General features: G+C 66.3%; 14 protein-coding genes. 11 read left to right on the top strand and 3 right to left on the bottom strand.

The window, feature by feature from the left end; genetic code table 11:
• Positions 1–249 precede the first annotated feature (249 nt).
• From WBB14_RS18505 to WBB14_RS18460, 10 genes are all read left to right on the top strand, one after another.
• Entirely contained in the window at positions 250–984 is a 735-nt protein-coding gene (locus WBB14_RS18505) for a succinate dehydrogenase/fumarate reductase iron-sulfur subunit (RefSeq protein ID WP_424241114.1), read from the top strand.
• A gap of 1 nt (position 985) precedes the next feature.
• Positions 986–1321 (top strand): succinate dehydrogenase, encoded by a 336-nt coding sequence (locus tag WBB14_RS18500; protein ID WP_424241113.1) that lies wholly within the window; start codon positions 986–988, stop codon positions 1319–1321.
• Entirely contained in the window at positions 1318–1662 is a 345-nt protein-coding gene (locus tag WBB14_RS18495) for a succinate dehydrogenase (RefSeq protein ID WP_424241112.1), read from the top strand. The genes WBB14_RS18500 and WBB14_RS18495 overlap by 4 nt, the downstream gene beginning before the upstream one ends.
• A gap of 1 nt (position 1663) precedes the next feature.
• A complete protein-coding gene (locus WBB14_RS18490; protein ID WP_424241111.1) occupies positions 1664–3403 on the top strand; it encodes an L-aspartate oxidase in 1740 nt (579 codons plus the stop codon).
• Between the two features lie 13 nt (positions 3404–3416).
• The gene (locus WBB14_RS18485) at positions 3417–4352 is read left to right on the top strand and encodes a fumarate hydratase (RefSeq protein WP_424241110.1); all 936 of its coding nucleotides are present in this window, start codon (positions 3417–3419) and stop codon (positions 4350–4352) included.
• Positions 4346–5026, top strand: a complete 681-nt coding sequence (locus WBB14_RS18480; protein ID WP_424241109.1) for a fumarate hydratase C-terminal domain-containing protein — start codon at positions 4346–4348, stop codon at positions 5024–5026. The genes WBB14_RS18485 and WBB14_RS18480 overlap by 7 nt, the downstream gene beginning before the upstream one ends.
• Before the next feature lie 51 nt (positions 5027–5077).
• Positions 5078–5911, top strand: coding sequence for an amidohydrolase family protein (locus tag WBB14_RS18475; protein ID WP_424241108.1), 834 nt, complete (start codon positions 5078–5080; stop codon positions 5909–5911).
• A 53-nt stretch (positions 5912–5964) separates the two neighbouring features.
• Positions 5965–6870, top strand: coding sequence for a LysR substrate-binding domain-containing protein (locus WBB14_RS18470; RefSeq protein ID WP_424241107.1), 906 nt, complete (start codon positions 5965–5967; stop codon positions 6868–6870).
• Positions 6871–7041: 171 nt separating this feature from the next.
• Complete coding sequence (locus tag WBB14_RS18465; protein ID WP_424241106.1) at positions 7042–8043, top strand: Bug family tripartite tricarboxylate transporter substrate binding protein; 1002 nt, start codon at positions 7042–7044, stop codon at positions 8041–8043.
• A 67-nt stretch (positions 8044–8110) separates the two neighbouring features.
• On the top strand, positions 8111–8860 hold the full coding sequence (locus tag WBB14_RS18460; protein WP_424241105.1) for a sulfite exporter TauE/SafE family protein: 750 nt from the start codon (positions 8111–8113) through the stop codon (positions 8858–8860).
• 12 nt (positions 8861–8872) lie between these two features.
• Here WBB14_RS18460 and WBB14_RS18455 read toward each other — a convergent pair whose 3' ends face one another.
• Positions 8873–10402, bottom strand: a complete 1530-nt coding sequence (locus tag WBB14_RS18455; protein WP_424241104.1) for a CoA-acylating methylmalonate-semialdehyde dehydrogenase — start codon at positions 10400–10402, stop codon at positions 8873–8875.
• Positions 10403–10521: 119 nt separating this feature from the next.
• On the opposite strand from WBB14_RS18455, the gene WBB14_RS18450 reads away from it, so the two are divergent.
• Complete coding sequence (locus tag WBB14_RS18450) at positions 10522–11487, top strand: LysR family transcriptional regulator (protein WP_424241103.1); 966 nt, start codon at positions 10522–10524, stop codon at positions 11485–11487.
• Here WBB14_RS18450 and WBB14_RS18445 read toward each other — a convergent pair.
• Both WBB14_RS18445 and WBB14_RS18440 read right to left on the bottom strand, forming a co-directional pair.
• Positions 11484–12485, bottom strand: coding sequence for a Bug family tripartite tricarboxylate transporter substrate binding protein (locus WBB14_RS18445; protein ID WP_424241102.1), 1002 nt, complete (start codon positions 12483–12485; stop codon positions 11484–11486). The genes WBB14_RS18450 and WBB14_RS18445 overlap by 4 nt on opposite strands.
• A gap of 62 nt (positions 12486–12547) precedes the next feature.
• A complete protein-coding gene (locus WBB14_RS18440; protein ID WP_424241101.1) occupies positions 12548–14164 on the bottom strand; it encodes a thiamine pyrophosphate-binding protein in 1617 nt (538 codons plus the stop codon).
• Positions 14165–14209: the final 45 nt, after the last annotated feature.

Genomic DNA, 14209 nt, shown 5'->3' with positions numbered 1-14209 from the left:
AAGATGCTTTTTGAGGCGCATTGGGTTCTACCGGCTTGCCCCGATTCTTGCCTGACAGCGGTCTTGATGCGCCCAGTGATCGCCATCCATTGAAGATGCCGCGGCGCGGCAGGCGCGGGATCGTTCGGCGCACCCTCTGAATGGGCCAAAAATAACTTCAAAAAATATCAACCAAATCCATATTGATTCACTAATACGCGAGATTCAGAATTCTGTTCATGGACGCAAGGTGTCGTCCGAGGGCGGAAAATGGATACCAAGAACTCCACGAATCAGAGACAACTCACGGTCCGCATCTCCCGGGGAACCGAAGATGGAAGCTATTCCACTTATTCGGTGCCGTGGCGGGAGAACCAGACGGTGCTGGATGTGGTGACCGAAGTGCAGCGCACCCAGGAGCCGAACCTCTCGTACCGCTACGCCTGCCGCGTCGGCGTGTGCGGGTCCTGTGCGATGACGGTCAACGGCAAACCCCGCTGGACCTGCCGGACCCACGTGAGCCGCGTCGAGGAAAACGGGGTGATCGTGATCGAACCCATGCGCAACATGCCGCGGATCAAGGATCTCGTCGTCGACATGAGCGAGTTCTTCCAGAAGTGGGCGCGCGCCGGCAATACCTTCGTCGGCACGGCCACGCGCAATGATCCGCCGGCGCTGGTGTCGCCGCAGAGCAAGAAGCGCAAGCAGGCCGACGCGGCCATCGAGTGCATCAACTGCGGCGTGTGCTACGCGGCCTGTGACGTGGTGTCCTGGGACAAGGACTACCTGGGCCCCGCCGCCCTGAACCGGGCGTGGACGCTGTTCAATGACGAACGGCATGCCGACCCCAAGGACGTGCTGCGCAAGGCCACCTCAGGCAGCGGCTGCAACTCCTGTCATACCCAGGGCAGCTGCATGAAGCACTGTCCGGTAAGCCTCAGCCCCACCGGCAGCATAGCGGGGTTGAAGCGCAGTGCCATCTTCAGCCTGCTCAAGGGGGGCTGACATGGAGGCTCGTCTTTTTGCGCTCCAGCGCCTGACGGCGATGGTGATGGCGCCCTTTGTCCTGGTGCACGTGGGGCTGGTCATCTATGCCGTGCGCGGCGGCCTGACCGCGGGCGAGATCCTTTCGCGCACGCAGGGCAACTGGTTCTGGATCGTGTTCTACGGCCTGTTCGTGTTGAGCGTGTCGGTCCACGTGCCGATCGGCGTGCGCAATATCCTGATCGAATGGCTGCGGCTGGGCCGCGGCGCGGCGTCCACGGTCGGACTGGCGTTCGGCTTGGGGTTGCTCATCCTGGGCGTGCGCGCCGTCGCGGCGGTGGGAGGGCTGATGCAATGAAATCCGCGCGCAATCATCAGGCGTATTGGGCCTTCCTCGGGCATCGTCTCTCCGGCCTGGCGCTGGCCCTGTTCCTGCCGGCCCACTTCTATGTGCTGGCGATGGCGCTGGACCAGGCGCGGCTGGATGGATTCCTCAAGCTTGCCGACATGCCGGCGATGAAGTTCGGCGAATGGGGGCTGGTGCTGCTGCTGACCCTGCACATGTTCTTCGGGCTGCGCCTGCTCGCGCTGGAGCTGTTGCCCTGGAGGTCGCCGCGCGATGCGCGCATCGCCTGGATCGGGTGGGGCTTTGCGGTTTCCATGGCGACGGGCCTGGTTTTCATCGCTGGAGTGATCTGAGATGCGGATCGAGAACTACAAGACGGACATCCTGGTGCTGGGCACCGGTGGCGCGGGCCTGTTCGCGGCGCTGCATGCCAAGAAGGCGAATCCGTCGCTGCAGGTGACGGTGACCGTGAAGGGCCTGCTGGGCAAATGCGGCTGTACCCGCATGGTCCAGGGCGGCTACAACGTCGCGCTGGCTGCGGGCGACTCGGTGGAACGCCACTTCATGGACACCATCGAGGGCGGCAAATGGCTGCCGCGCCAGGACCTGGCCTGGCGCCTGGTCGAAGGCGCCGTCGAACGGGTGCGCGAGCTGGAAAACGAGATCGGCTGTTTCTTCGACCGCAATCCCGATGGCACGCTGCATTCCAAGGCGTTTGCCGGCCAGAGCTTCGACCGCACCGTGCACAAGGCCGACCTGACGGGCATCGAGATCATCAACCGCCTGATGGAGCAGGTACGGGCGCTGGACGTCGATGAGCTGGAAGAGCATCGCGCCATCGAGCTGATTCCGGCCGCCGACGGTTCCGGCATCTCGGGCGTGCTGTTCATCGATATGCGGACGGGCGCCTATCGATTCATCCAGGCCAAGGCCGTGCTTCTGGCCACCGGGGCCGGGCCGACGATGTACCGCTATCACACGCCCTCCGGCGACAAGACCTGCGACGGATTGGCCATGGCCCTGCGCTACGGCTTGAAGCTGCGGGACATGGAGATGGTGCAGTTCCATCCCACCGGCCTGTTGGGCGGCCCCGATACCCGCATGACGGGTACGGTGCTGGAGGAAGGGCTGCGCGGGGCGGGCGGCTATCTGCTCAACGGCGACGGCGAGCGCTTCATGGCCAATTACGACAAGCGCGGCGAACGGGCCACGCGCGACGTGGTCAGCCGCGGCATCTACGCCGAAATGCGCGCCGGACGCACAGGCCCGATGGGCGGGGTCTATATCCAGATGAGTCATCTGGGCCCGGAAAAGGTGGCCAAGACCTTTCCTGGCATGGTCAACCGCTGCAAGGATTGCGGTTTCGACCTGGCGGGCGGCAAGGTGGAAGTGGTGCCGACGGCCCATTACCTGATGGGCGGCGTCGAATTCAACGTGGACGGCTCGACGGCCTCCCCGGGGCTCTACGCGGCCGGCGAAGACTGCGGCGGCGTGCACGGCGCCAATCGCCTGGGCGGAAACGGCGTGGCCAATTCCACGGTGTTCGGCGGCATCGCAGGCGACGCGATGGCCGCCTATGTCGCCACGTCCGGCCAGTGGCGCGACCCGGACCAGCGCATCATCGCGCGCGGCATCGAACGCGCCGAGTTCCCGTTTTCCCGGCCAACTGGGCGCATCCACGAGTTGCGCGACGCGCTCTCGCAAACCATGTGGGACGACGTCGGCGTGCTGCGCCGCCGCCAGGCGATGGAGCATGGCCTGGACGCCATCGCCGGTCACCGCGCCGCCTTGCGCGACATCGGCGTGGCGGACGGTGATCGCCGCTACAACCTCACCTGGCACGACTGGCTCAACATGGAAAGCCTGGTCGACATTTCCAAGGTCATCACGGTCTCGGCGCTGGCGCGCGAAAACAGCCGCGGCGCGCATTACCGCGAGGACTTTCCCGAAGCCGGAGACCTGCACACCAGCCGCTACACGCGCGTGAGCGCGCAGGACGGCGAGGTGGCGCTGGAGATGGTTCCGGTTTCCTTCGACATCGTAAAACCCGGCGAATCGCTCATAGAGGGCGAGGCGGGCATTCCCCAGAGCTGAGGCACATCCCATCATGAGCATCCCCGTACAAAAAGTGGAAGAGGCGGCGCTGGAGATCATGCGCCGGGCGGCCATCGAGATTCCGGTCGACTACAAGCAAGGCATCCAGGAACTGCAGAAGAAGGAAACCGGCAAGCTGCCGCGCTTCGTCATCCATGCCATGGTGGACAACTGGGAGGCCGCCGACCAGGACCGGAGGCCCATGTGCGCCGACACCGGCCTGCCGCGCTACTACGTCAAGGTGGGCAACAACGCTTCGGTCGACAGCGGCTTCGTCGCCGTGGAGCGCGCGCTGCGCCATGCCACGGCCGAGGCCACGGTCAGCATTCCGCTGCGGCCCAACCGCGTGCATCCGCTCTGGCGCACCGACCACAATAACAACGTCGGCATCAATGCGCCCGAGATCGAATGGTCGTTCGAACCCGATACCGACTGGATAGAAATTACCACCGTGCACAAGGGCGGCCTGTTCGGCACCGACTACCGCATGCTGTTTCCCGGCGATGGCATAGACGGCATCAAGCGCTTCGTGCTGGACACGCTGATCGCCTTCGGCAAGCGTGGGCTGGCCTGTCAGCCGGCCATCGTCGGCATCGGGCTGGGCGGATCCAAGGACACCTGCATGCAGCTGGGCAAGCAGGCTGCCTGTCTGCGTACGGTGGGGGACCGCAACCCGGACCCCAAGGTGGCGGAACTGGAACTGGAACTGATGCGGCTGGGAAATTCCATCGGCATGGGCGCCATGGGCTTCGTGGGCTCCGGCATGGTGGTCGACTGCCATATCGAGTGCGGCTACACCCATACCGGAGGCATGCCCATCAGCCTGCATACCTTCTGCCTGTCTTCGCGCCGCGCCACCGCGCGGATCCATGCCAACGGGAAGATCGAATACCGCACCGATCCCCAGTGGTTCACGCCCTACCTGCGCCGGGAGACGGTCGAATGGTAAGCAACGACGACGACATCAAGGTCTTTCATCTGGACCTGCCCGCCAAGCGCGAGGACATCGCCAAGCTTGAACTTGGCGCGGCCGTGTATCTGAATGGCGTGGTCTACACGGCCCGCGAAGGCGTCTACAAGAAGGTGCTGGACCAGGGCCTGCCGCTGCCGGTGGACCTGCGCTCCCTCAGCAACGTCAACTTCCATTGCTCGCCGGCCGCGGCGCCGGACGGCCACGGCGGCTACAACGTGGGCGCCGTCACCGCCACCGCCTCGTTCCGCTTCTCCAAGTGGATCCCCCGCTGGCTGGAGGAGACCGGCTGCCGCATCCTGATCGGCAAGGGTGGCATGCCCGCCGACGACTACAAGCAGGTGTTGGCGCCGGGCGGCGCGATCTACCTGACCACCGTGGGCTATGGCACGGGCGCCTTGCTGGGCCGCGGCATCAAGCGGGTGCGCGAAGTGCATTGGCTGGATGAACTGGGCATCGCGCAGGCCATGTGGCTGTTCGAGGTCGAGAACTTCGGACCCTTCATCGTCGAGAGCGACCTTGAGGGCAACTCGCTCTTTGCCCAGCATGCCGAAGTCATCAATGCGGGCATCGAGAAGCTCTATGCCGGCTTGAAGCCGCCTGCCTTGCACCGCTATGGCGAGACGGACGACCGCAAGGATGAAGTGATGTAGGCGCGGCGGCGCACCAGCCCCGGCAACTGTGTACCTGACAGGAATACTCTGATGATCATCGACTTTAGGCTACGGCCGCCCGTGGGCGGCTTCCTGGACACGCTGATGTACTCGGCGGGAGAACGCCGCGACGGCTTTACCCGGACGGTGGGCTTCGAGCCGTCGGCTGCCGCGCAGCAGCAGTCGATGGCGCTGTTGCTCAAGGAGATGGATGCGGCGGGGGTAGCCCGCGGCGTGGTCGTCGGACGGCTGGCAGGCGTGCTGGGCAGCGTATCCAACGAGGATGTGCGCGGCATCGTGGCCGAACACCCGGGTCGGTTCATCGGCGCTGCGTCGATAGACCCCACCGACAGGCGGCGCGCATGCCAGACCATCAGCCAGGCGGTCGAGGACGGCTTCAAGCTGATCAATATCGAACCCGGTTCCTACCCGGTACCGATGTACGCCGACGACAGGCGCCTCTATCCGATCTATGGCCACTGCGAGGATCTTGGCGTTCCGGTGATCATGATGGTCGGGGGCACGGCGGGCCCGGACCTGAGCTATTCGGACCCGATACGGACCGACCGGGTGCTGGCGGATTTCCCCGCCCTGAACGTCGTGGTCGCGCATGGCGGATGGCCCTGGGTCAACGAGATCCTGCATCTGGGCTTCAGGCGGCAGAATCTGTGGCTGTCGCCCGACATGTACTTTTCCCGCATGCCGGGCTGGGAGGAATACCTGAAGGCCGCCGACGGCTTTCTTGCGGACAGGATGCTCTACGCCAGCTCATTCCCGTTCTGCCCCGTGCAGGGGTACAAAGAGTGGTTCGAGACCTTGCCGATCCGGGAAGATAATCTCAGGAAAATCATGGGAGGCAATGCGCGGCGGCTGCTGGGCATCTGACGCGGCATACTCCTCCTTCCCATAAAGCTCGTCTTCACCAGGAACCTCCTTGCATGGACATCCGGACGCTCTACACGCTGATCGCGATTGCAGACCACGGCAGCTTCGCCGAGGCTGGCAATACCATCGGCCTGTCGCTGTCGGCGGTGAGCATGCAGGTCCGCGCGCTCGAGGACGAGCTCGGCATCACGATCTTCGATCGCAGCCGGCGTCCGCCGATACTCACGGACACGGGCCTGGCGCTGGTGCACCGGGCGCGCGACCTGATCGCCCACTGGGAAAGCATGAGCGCCGCCCTGAAGAAAGGCACCTCCTCGGGATTGCTCAGGCTGGGCAGCGTCCATACCTGTGTGTCGGGCGTGCTGCCGCTGGCCCTGCGCCACTTGCAGAAGCAGGGGCATGGGCTGGAAGTCCACGTCACCACCGGGCTCACGCATGACCTGGAGCGCGCCATCTATCACCGCCAGCTGGACGTGGCGATCGTGACCGAACCGGATGCGCCGCGCTCGGGCCTGGACTTCCTGCCGTTCGTGGAGGAACAGCTGGTCGTCATCGCGCATCGTTCGGTAAAGGGCGCCAGCGACCAGGAGATCCTGGAGCAGACCCCTTATGTCCGCTTCAACCGCTCGGCGCGCGTGGGGCACCTGGTACAGGAAGAGATGGTGCGCAGGCGCATCACGGTGCGTTCGGCCATGGAGATCGACAACCTGGAAGGCGTGATCGCCATGGTGGCCAATGGCCTGGGCGCGTCGGTGGTGCCGGCCTGCCGCGGCAGGAACGAGTTTCCGCCGGGCATCCGCGTCATTCCGTTCGGCTCGCCGACGGTCACGCGCCGGCTGGGCATCCTGGCGCCGAAGGAGAATCCGCGAGCCCATCTTACGCAGTTGTTGCTCGAGGCATTGAAGTCAGTCTGCGCCGGCCAGCGCGACATCACGGAGCAGGCCGGCGCCGGCCAGTAGTCCCTAGTCCCGTAGTCCTGTAGTTCAGCAGCCTAGTAGTCCGCAGAAAAACACCGCAACGCCCCAAAAAATCGAGCCCATCGGCCCGAGGGTCAGTTGCTGCCTGGCGAATCTTCAGCTGGCCGAAAACCGGCAGGCTGCGCCGTCCCGCGAACTGAAGGAGACAAAACCATGAAAGACGAAACTCAACCCAATAATGCCCGCCGCCGCATCGTCAAGACGCTGGGCTGTGGCCTGGCGCTTACGCCGTTTCTAGCCCTGCCGGCGCGAGCCGACTGGCCATCGGACAAGGTCATACGCATGGTCGTTCCGTTTTCGGCGGGCGGCGCCACCGACCTGCTGGGCCGCGCGCTGGCGGCCGAGCTGGGCAAGGGCCTGAAGCAGAGCGTGATCGTCGAGAATCGCGCGGGCGCCGGCGGCAGCGTGGGCGCGCAGGCCGTCGCCAGCGCGCCGGCGGACGGCTATACGCTGTTGCTCGCATCGGGCAGCATGTTCACGGTCAACCAATTCATCTACAGCAAGCTGCCGTATTCGCTGGCGGACTTCAGCCCCATCGGCAAGGTCGCCAACGGGCCCATGGTGCTCACGGTGAACGCCAACTTGCCCGTCAAGAACACGCGGGAGCTGATCGAATACGCCCGCGCCAGGCCGGGCAAGCTCAGCTTCTCGTCCGCGGGCGTGGGCAGCCAGACGCATATGGCGGGGGAAGCCTTCAGCGACGCGGCCGGCATCGAGCTCATGCACGTCCCATACAAGGGCGAAGGCCCGGCCTACACGGATCTGATGGCGGGCGTGATCGAAGTCGCCGTGGGCAACATCAATGCCATCGTGCCCCTGCTCAAGGGGGGGCGTCTGCGGGCGCTTTCGGTGACCGGCAAGGAACGCTCGGCGCTGCTGCCGCACGTGCCCACCACGGCGGAGGACGGCGTGCCGGGCTTCGAGTTCACCGGCTGGTTCGCGCTGCTGGCGCCGGCAGGCACGCCGCAGGCGTCCGTCGACCGGCTGCTGGCCGATGCCAGGACGGCGGTCGAACAGCCGAACATGCAGCGCTATCTGGCGGACCAGGGCATGTCCGCGACCATCGTGCCGCCCGCCCAGCTCAGGGACGAGATTGCCAGGGAGTCGGCCAAGTGGAAGGCGCTAGTGGAAAAAAAGAAAATCACCGCCAGCTGAGGCCACGTTCCAGGCCTGTGGCGCTCACAGGCCTGCCCCTATCTTTCATGTTCACCTTGCACGCATCATGCCTCCCGATTCCCTTGTTGTCGCCGCTCCCGTCGTCCTGGTCGCCTACGTCGTCTTCGGGATGACCGGATTCGGCGCGGCCATGGTGGCCGTGCCGGTCCTGGTCCAGTTCATGCCCTTGCAATTCGCCGTCCCGCTGGTGGTGCTGTTCGATCTGGCCTGTACCGCGCTGGTGGGCGGCAGCAACTGGCGGCGCGTGTCCCTGGTCGAGCTCAAGCGGCTGTTTCCCTGGCTGTTGCTCGGAATAGGGCTGGGCGTCACGCTGCTGCACAACGCCGGCGCCCGCTGGCCCTTGATACTGCTGGGCAGCTTCGTGCTGGCGGTATGCATCAAGGGCCTGCGCGGCGCGCGGGCGAAGACGGCGGCTCCGTTGAACACTTTTTGGGCGCTGCCGTTCGGCGTCTTCGGCGGCATCTTCAGCGCGCTGTTCGGGACCGGGGGGCCGATCTACACCATCTATCTGTCGCGCCGGCTCGACGCGCTGGATCAGTTCCGCGCCACGATCTCGGTGGTCATCCTGGCGAGCGGGCTTATCCGGGCGGCGGCCTTCGGCGCCGCCGGACTGTACGCGCAGCCGGAAATCCTGTTCGCCGCCGCCGTGTTGCTGCCGGTGGCGCTGATCGGCCTGTATGGGGGTTCGCGCCTCAGGACCCGGGTGTCCCCGGAACTGCTGAAGCGGGCCATCTTCCTCTTGCTCGCGATAGCTGGCGCGGGCGCCATCTATCGCGGCTGGGTCTCGCCTTCGTGAAGCGGACGCCTGCTACTTGGCCGTCGGCATGGCGAACTCGGCTCCCTTGCCGATGCTCTCGGGCCAGCGCTGCATGATGGACTTCTGTCGGGTGTAGAAGCGCACGCCTTCCTCGCCATAGGCATGCATGTCGCCGAACAGGCTGCGCTTCCAGCCGCCGAAGCCGTGCCAGGCCATGGGCACCGGAATCGGCACGTTGATGCCCACCATGCCCACCTCGATGCGCCGGCCGAATTCGCGCGCCACGTTGCCGTCGCGGGTGAAGCAGGCCACGCCGTTGCCGAATTCGTGGGCGTTGATGAGATCGACGGCCTCTTTCAGGTCCTTCACGCGCACGCAGCCCAGCACCGGGCCGAAGATTTCTTCCTTGTAGATGCGCATGTCGGGCGTGACGTGGTCGAACAGCGTGCCGCCCATCCAGAAGCCGTCGCCGCAGCCTGCGCCCGCTTGCGAGCCCTGGAAGCCGCGGCCGTCCACCAGCAGCTGCGCGCCTTCCTGCACGCCGAGGTCGATGTAGCCGCTGATGCGGTCGTGGGCGGCCCGGGTGACGATGGGACCCATCTCGGCCGCCGGGTTTTCGCCGTCCAGGACCTTCAGCGTCCTGGTGCGCTCGATCAGCAGGGGCAGCAGCCGGTCGGCCACGTCGCCCACCAGCACCGCCACGCTGATCGCCATGCAACGCTCGCCGGCCGAGCCGTAGCCGGCGCCGATCAGCGCATCGACCGCCTGGTCGATGTCGGCATCCGGCATCACGACCATGTGGTTCTTGGCGCCGCCCAGGGCCTGTACGCGCTTGCCGTGGCGGGCGCCGGTTTCGTAGATGTAGTTGGCGATGGGCGTGGAGCCGACGAAGCTGATGGCCTTTACGTCCGGGTGTTCCAGCAGCGCATCCACCGCCACCTTGTCGCCCTGCACCACGTTGAACACGCCATCCGGCAGGCCAGCCTCGCTCAGCAGCTCGGCGATGCGCAGGGAGGCGCTGGGATCGGTGGGGCTGGGCTTGAGCACGAAGGTATTGCCCGCCGCGATGGCCACGGGGAACATCCACATGGGCACCATTACCGGAAAGTTGAACGGCGTGATCCCCGCCACCACGCCCAGCGGCTGGCGCAGCGTCCAGTTGTCGATGCCGGTGGAAACCTGCTCGGTGTGGGCGCCCTTCAGGAGCTGGGGGACGCCGCAAGCGAACTCGACGATGTCGATGCCGCGCGTGACTTCGCCTTGCGCATCGCTGAAAACCTTGCCATGCTCGGCAGTGATCAGGTGGGCCAGTTCGTCGCGGTGCTTGTTCATCAGTTCAAGAAACCTGAACAGCACGCGCGCCCGGCGGATGGGAGGGGTGTCCGCCCATTTGGGAAATGCCGCGCGGGCGCTGGCCACGGCGCGGTTCACCTCGTCTGGCGTGGCCAGGGCCACCTGCTTGGCGACGGCGCCCGTGGCCGGGTTGTAGACGGGCTGGCGGCTGCCCGTCCCGTCGACGAGGCTGCCGCGGATGTAGTGGCCGGCATCGCGGGACTGGGCGCTGGCATTGCTTGCGTTCATGGTTGGCTCCTGGGCTCGGGCATGGTGTTCTGGAGCTGGCACTGTCGCGCATTGGCGTCCCGCCGTCGAGACCAGAGGGCTGGAATCAGTGTTTGGCGTTTCGAACAATGGAGCAGGGCATGACGAAAACTAGGCGCCTGGAAGATCTGTGGTCGCATATCCATTGCCTGGGGGTGCTGGCCGATACCGGTAGCTACACGGCGGCCGCGCGCCGCCTGCAGATCAGCAAGGCCTCGGTGAGCCAGCGCATTGTGGAGCTGGAGCAGGCGGCCGGGGTGCCCTTGGTGCGCCGCACCACCCGCAGCGTCGGCCTGACCGAGGCGGGGCAGAGCCTGGTCGACCAGACCGCGGCGGCGTTCCTGCGCATCGAGGAGGGCTTCTCGGCCGTGCGGGATCTGTCCGAGGGGCCGCGCGGCGTGCTGTCCGTGACCGCGCCCGTGGCGCTGGGGCGCCAGGTCATTGCGCCGCTGATACCGGGATTCCTGAAGCGCTTTCCCGATGTGCGGATCCAGCTGGAACTCAGCGATCATCTGGCCTCCCTGGCGACCGAAGGCTTCGACCTGGCGATCCGGCATGTGGCCGGCGTGCCGGACACGCATGTTGCCTCGGTCATCTGCGAGACGCATTCCGTGCTGGTTGCCACCCCGGAATACCTGGCGCAGCACGGCACGCCGAAGACGCCCATGGACCTGGCGGCCCACAATTGCCTGCACTATCTGCGGCGCAGCGGCAGCGCCACCTGGTCGTTCGAGTCGCGTGACGGCGACAAGCGCGCGGCGGTGCCGGTGCGCGGAAGCTTCACGGCGAACAACAGCGAAGTGCTGAGGGAAGTGGCGGCCGGATCCCTGGGGATAGCGCTGCTGCCTGATTTCAGCGCCAACCAGGCTTTGCGCAGCGGAGCCCTGGTCGAGGTCCTGCGCGGCTGGCGGGTCGTCGGCGATTATGCAGAGCGGCTGTATGCGGTCAGGCCCTACACGCCGCGCGTGCCCCTGACCGTGTCCTCGTTCGTCGGTTATCTGCGTGAGGCGATTCCGGCGTCCTCGGGACTGGGCGGGCCGCGCGGCGTCGAGGATCAGGCTCTCTAGTTGACCTGCAGCCCGGCCTTGGCCACGAGGTCGGCATAGATCGCGGCGCCCTGGTTGACGTACTTTTCCGTCTCGGCGGGTGACAGGACGTGGGGGATGCCGCCGAAATTGGCGTTGCCGGCGATCCACTTCGGATCCTGTGAGATCTGCTTGAGCGCCGCCGCCCATTTCGCCACGGCCTCGGGGCTCATGTCCGGCGGTCCGAACAATCCGCTCCAGCCTATGACTGCTTCGAGCTGAGGCAGTCCCAGCTCGCGGGCGGTGGGTATATCGGGAAATTGCGCCAGGCGTTCCGGCGTGGTCGTCAGCAGGGCGCGCAGCTTGCCGCTGGCGAGTATGCCGGTCATTGAACTCAGGTTGTTGCAGGCGAAGTCGGCGTCCTTGCTGAGGACCGCCAGCGCGACTTCGTTGCCGCCCTTGTACGGAACGCTGACCACGGCGTCGGGCTTCAGGCCGAGGCTGCTCAGCAGCAGCTGGGGCGCCAGGTTCTGCACCGTTGCCGGGCCGGAATGGCTGTAGTTGAGCTTGCCGGGTTGCGCCTTCAAGGCCTGCGCCAGGTCGCGGATCGTCTTGTAGGGGCTGTCTGGGTGCACCACACAGACTACCGGGTTCAGCTCCAGCAGCCCGATGAAGGTGAAGTCCTTCGAGGTATAGGGGGTGGTCTTGGGCTGCAGCGCGGGCAGCAGGACCTGGGAGCCTATCCGGCCCATCAGCAACGTGTAGCCGTCGGGGGCGGCGTTCTTCACGGCGGCGGAGCCGATCGCGCCGTTCGCCCCGGCCTTGTTGACCACGACGATGGGCTGGCCAAGCACGCCTTGCGCGGCGGCGGACAGATTGCGGGCCGCCATGTCGGCGTCGCCGCCGGCGCTGAACGGAACGATGAGCTGGATCGGTTTGGCGGGATAGGCTTGGGCGCTTGCCAGGCCCGGAAACGTGGCAAGTATGCAAATCGCGGCGCGAGCGAACGCGCCCGGCCAGAGGCCGGTAGGGCTGATCATGGGAAGTCTCCTGTCGTGCTAAGGGACGAAACCGGACTGCAGCTGTGCTCGATGCCTCGAGGTCAATGACCGGTCGCGGATTGCGTTGATGCGCTGAATACCGGAGCGGGCTCGCCCGCCAGGGAAACGTTGATGCAGGCGGGCAGCCCGCTGTCCGCCGCCATGCCCAGCGCGGTCGCGAGACCGTCGCTGTCCTGCGCGGCAAATCCTGCCCCGCCGAGCGCTGCGGCGACGTCGTGGTAGCGCGCGGTCGGCGCAAGTTCGCAGCCGATCAGCCTGTGCGGGCCATACGTGCGCATCTGGATCAGGTGTTCCGCGTTCCAGCGCAGGTCGTTGCCGATCACGGCGATGATCGCGGCCTGTTCGCGCACCGCCGTGTCCAGCTCCATCAGGTGGAAGCCAGCGGTGCCATCGCCCATGAGGACCACCACGGTGGCATCGGGCTGCGCGATCTTGGCGCCGATCGCGTAGCAGATGCCCGCGCCGATCGCGCCGGACATGCCGTTGATGATGCGCACCGGCGCCTGGCAGTAAGCCTGCGCCCATTGGCCGAACTCGCCGCCGTCGCAGACCAGGATCGGATTCGGGACGTTGGCGAGAAACGCCTGGACCGTCTCGCAAAGCGCGCGCGGCCCTAATGCGCCGGCAGCGGGATTGGAGGCGCCCAGCGTGACGCGGTTGCGCAGCGCCTCATCCACCTGCGCGCGCCATGGGGCGCGCTCGGCTGGTGCAGGCGCGGCTCGCAACGCGGAAAGCACGGAATAGGGATCGCCCGGCAGGGCGAGAGCCAGTCGTTCGCCCAGCAGGCGGCTAGCGCGTTCCAGCATGGCGGGATCCGGGTCGATCGCCACGACCCGGGCCGTCTTGCCCAGCGCGCCCGTGCCGCCGAAGCCCAGCGTGAAGTCCAGGCACTTGCCTGCCAGCACGATGAGGTCCGCCTGCGGAATGAGCGTGGCCAGGGAACCGAGGGAAGGATCCTTCAGGCCGCGCGGGCTTTCCATGGGGATGACGCGCACCGCAAGCGCTTCTTCCAGCATCTCGCGGACGGTACGCACGTGGGGGCGTGCGCCCGTGGGGCCGGCCAGCACCAGGGGGCGCTGCGCGGTATTCACCAGCGCGGCGAGTTTTTCCAGGCCGGCTGCGTCCGCTGGAGCGGCCTCGCGGCTCTGCGCTGCGGCGGGAAGCTCCGCCAAGCCGGTCTCGGCGGTCATCAGGTCGAAAGGCAGGGCCAGATGTACCGGCCCGCGCCGGGGCGCCAGCGCCTGCGCCACCGCGCTTTCAAGCGCGGGGTAGAGTTCCTGCGCGGTCCGCGGACGCAGCGCAAGCTTGGTCAGCGGACGGGTGATTGCGACCTGGTCCAGTTCCTGGAAGGCGCCCATGCCGTCCTCCGCGACGGAGGAGTCGCCGGAGATGAGCAGCACGGGGCTTTCCGCCTGTGACGCCGAATACAGCGGCGCGAGGCCGTTGGTGATGCCGGGCGCCGCGGTCAGCATTGCGACGCCAAGCTCGCCGGTGATCTGGGACCAGGCGTCCGCCATGAAGACAGCGGCCGCCTCATGCCGCACGTGGATGATGCGGATGCCTGCGTCGATACAGGCATCGTAGAGCGGCATGATCTGATTGCCGGACAGGCTGAAGATGGTCTTGACGCCCAGGCGATGCAGCGTACGGATAATCAACTGAGATCCAAGCACCTGTGTCTCCGCTAGGGCCGCGCTGGTAAA

Origin of the sequence: Achromobacter sp., assembly GCF_049647645.1 — a bacterium.
Lineage (GTDB): Bacteria > Pseudomonadota > Gammaproteobacteria > Burkholderiales > Burkholderiaceae_B > Achromobacter.
This window is presented reverse-complemented; position numbering and strand designations above follow the sequence as displayed.